Raw genomic sequence first — 2,968 nt, forward strand, 5'->3', positions numbered from 1 at the left:
CGCCACCCCCGCGACCGGCCGCCCCGGCGGCCACGGCGGCGACGGTGTCACCGGCGGCACCCTCGGGGCTGGCGGCTCCGGCACATCCGGTGGGACCGCCGGCGGCAGCGGCGCGGTCGGCGCTGGCGGCGCGGGCGGCAACGCCGGTGCGGGTGGCAGCGTCACGACCGGCACGCCGGGTACAGCCGGTACAGCCGGAAACACCGGCGGGAGCGGCAGCTGAATTAGAAAGTAGATCGGCGAACACGATCGCCGGGCCCGCTACGGGTCCGGCGATCGTGTCGTTTCACCGGGCTGCGTGACCGCGCCGAACACCGCCAGACCAACCGCTTCACGACGCAGCGTCGATCCGGCGCACCGATGCGTGCCGTGGTTGTCATCGGGACGGGGGCTCTGCGCTGAGGTGAGGTGGGCTGCAGTGTGTTAGATCTTGGGTGACGACAGCGGTCATCGCGCCGTCTGCTACGGCGTGCACGACCCCGGCGGGAGTGCCCAACGGTGGCTGCCGTCACGGCTTGTCAGCGACGGCGGATCGGCCAGACCGGATCTGCGCACTGCAGCCCTTCGGCCGTCAACTGCCGCTTGAGCACCTTGAAGGTCGCCGTCTTCGGCAGCGCCGCGGTGACCCGCACGTACGACGGCCACTGCTTGGGGCCCAGGTCGGTCTGCTCGGCCAGAAACGCCCGGAATTGGTCGGCGTCGAATTCCACACCAGGCCCCAGCACCAGCGCGGCCATCACCTGGTCGCCGACGGCAGGATCGGGCACCGCGTACACGGCCACCTCGACCACATCCGGGTGGCGGGCCAGCACCCGCTCGATGGGCGCCGTGCCCAGATTCTCGCCGTCGACGCGTAACCAGTCGCCAAGCCGGCCGGCGAAATAGGCGTACCCGGCCTCGTCGCGGTAGGCCAGGTCGCCACTGTGATAGACACCGCCGGCCATCCGCTGTTCGTTGGCCTCGGGATCGTTGTAGTAACCCTCGAAACGCCCTGCGCCGGTGACGTTTACCAGCTCACCGACCACACCGACCGGGCAGGGCTGCCCGGTGTCGACGTCGACGATTTGGACCTCGTCGGGCAGCGGACCCAACGCCCCCGGCGGCGTGTCCGGGGTGCGGCCGATCGCGATGCCGCCCTCGGTCGACCCGAAGCCGTCGATGACCCGGCAGTCGAATCTGGCGGCGAAGCGCTCGATGTCTGCGGGTGCCCCCTCGTTGCCGTACACCGCCCGCAGCGGGTTGTCGGCATCGTCAGGACTCTCCGGAGTGGCAAGCACATAGGACAGCGGCTTGCCCACGTAGTTCGCGTAGGTCGCCCCGTAGCGGCGGATATCCGGCAGAAACCCTGACGCGGAAAACTTGCGCCGCAACACCAGTGAACCCCGGCAGGCCAGCGCCACCGCCCACCCGACCAGCACGGCGTTCGAGTGAAACAACGGCATCGACGCATAGCAGACGTCTGACGTGTCGAGACTGAACCGCTCGGACATCGTCACGCCGGCGACCGCGACCTTGCCGTGGCTGCACATCACGGCCTTGGGATCGCCGCTGGTGCCCGAGGTGAAGATCAGCATGAACAGGTCGTCAGGGGAGGCCGGCTGAAACTGCACCGATGCATCGCGGTGCGCGGCAATCTCTGAGAGCCACTCGTCCGAGTCGACGTTGACGTGCTCGATATCTCCCAGTGCCGCAGCAGATTTCGAATCAGCGAGCACCAGTTGGCAATCGGCGTGCGCGATGTCGCGGGCCAGCGCCTCGCCGCGGCGCACCGGATTGAGACCCACCGGGATGATGCCCGACATCCCCGCTGCTACCAGGACAGCGGAGAAGAACGGTGTGTTCTCCAGCAGCACCCCGACATGCGGCGGCCGGTTCGGGTCGAGTCGGGCGCGCACGGCCGAAGCGACCGCGGCGCCGTGGCGGAGATGGTCGCGCCAGTTGACGAACGAATCCTCGAAGTAGACGCCGCGGTCGTCGATGTCGGCCAGCGGGGCCAGCATTTCGGCGACGGTGGGAAGAGCTTGGTTCACAGCTAGGCGGGGGTGTCCGCCAGTTCGCGGCCGATTTTCAGCAGCGCTGCCGTGGCTCCACCGAGCGCGAACTCGGTTTGCTTGGCGGCCAGGAAGTATCGGTGCACCGGATGGTCGGTGTCGATGCCGACACCGCCGTGAATGTGCACGATGGTGTGCGCGACCCGGTGTCCGGCGTCGGCCGCCCAGAACGCCGCGGTAGCCACCTCGGTGTCGGCCGGCAGGTCCTCGCTGAGCCGCCACGCCGCCTGGGTCACGGTCAGCCGCAGACCCTTGACGTCGATATAGGCGTCGGCGAGTCGCTGGCCCACTGCCTGGAAGCTGCCGATCGGGCGGTCGAACTGCTCACGCTCGCGGGCGTATTCGGCAGTCATCTGCAGGCCTCGTTCCAGCACACCGAGCTGGAAAGCGCTGTGGCCCAACGCGCCCAGAGTGCCGAGCCAACCCACAATCACGTCACCGCCGACGACCCGCCCGCTGGAAACCTCGACGCCGTCTAGCCGCAGCGCCCCGATGCTGCCCAGGCCGGTGGTGTCCAGGGACGTCACCGTGACACCGGGGTCGTCGGCGGCAACCAGGAACACGCAAGTGCCGGAATCGGTTTCGGCGGGCACCAGAAAAGCGTCGGCAACCGGCCCGTAGGCGATCTGGGTGCGGGCCCCGGTCAGCCGGAAACCCCCACCCGAACTGGCAGCCTGGACGGGTCCGTCGCCCATCTCGCCGGCCAACGCGACCGCCAGGACCTTCGAGCCGGAAACCGCGGGCGTGCCCCATTCTTGTTGCAGCTCAGCCGAACCGAAGCGGGCCAGCGCCCCGGCCGCCAGGACCACCGAGTCCAGATAGGGGACGGCCGCCAGTTGCCGCCCGAGACCGACCAGTACGGCGACTTGTTCCAGCACGCCAAACCCGCCCCCGCCCAACGACTCCGGCGCAGCGGT

The 2,968-nt window shown here is 69.2% G+C and carries 3 protein-coding genes; 1 reads left to right on the forward strand and 2 read right to left on the reverse strand.

Annotated features, from left to right (window positions below; genetic code table 11):
- The coding region (locus tag AC2VNT_RS10165; protein WP_486946734.1) for a hypothetical protein at positions 1-223 on the forward strand (223 nt) is incomplete at its 5' end.
- 295 nt (positions 224-518) lie between these two features.
- On the opposite strand, the gene fadD17 is transcribed toward AC2VNT_RS10165, so the two are convergent.
- Positions 519-2,030, reverse strand: coding sequence for a long-chain-fatty-acid--CoA ligase FadD17 (fadD17, locus tag AC2VNT_RS10170; protein WP_486946735.1), 1,512 nt, complete (start codon positions 2,028-2,030; stop codon positions 519-521).
- Positions 2,031-2,032: 2 nt separating this feature from the next.
- A partial coding sequence (locus tag AC2VNT_RS10175; protein WP_486946736.1) for an acyl-CoA dehydrogenase family protein occupies positions 2,033-2,968 on the reverse strand: 936 nt, incomplete at its 5' end.

The organism is Mycobacterium sp. TH-M15 (assembly GCF_057473705.1).